The 306-nt window shown below is 54.6% G+C and carries 1 protein-coding gene; it reads right to left on the bottom strand.

What is annotated here, in order from left to right:
- A partial coding sequence (locus tag GSQ75_RS18950) for a glycoside hydrolase family 3 N-terminal domain-containing protein (RefSeq protein ID WP_305782239.1) occupies window positions 1-290 on the bottom strand: 290 nt, incomplete at its 3' end.
- Between the last annotated feature and the right edge of the window lie 16 nt (window positions 291-306).

Genomic DNA, 306 nt, shown 5'->3' with positions numbered 1-306 from the left:
TCGTCTAACATGATACGGGTAGCCATGTCATCCACACGCCACTCGGGAATGGTGCCATTCAGAACGGCGATGGTCAGATTGGTCCCCCAGAAGGTGTAGGGGCTACCCAGGGTAGTGTCACCGGGCATGGACATATCCAAGCCAGCCAAAGCATCTCCAACGCCACTGTGGTGGGCGCCCCAATCTGACATGACAAACCCTTGGAAGCCGAGCTCGGCCTTGAGAAGCTTGTTCAGAGTGTAGCTGTTGGAGCAGCCGTAGCTGTTGTTAATCTGGTTATAAGAGCACATGACGGAACGTCTGAGA

It is taken from the genome of Dyella sp. S184 (genome assembly GCF_009766065.1).
Taxonomy (GTDB): Bacteria; Pseudomonadota; Gammaproteobacteria; order Xanthomonadales; family Rhodanobacteraceae; genus Rhodanobacter.
Note: the sequence above shows the minus strand (reverse complement) of the source record. Positions and strands in the feature narration are given on the sequence as shown.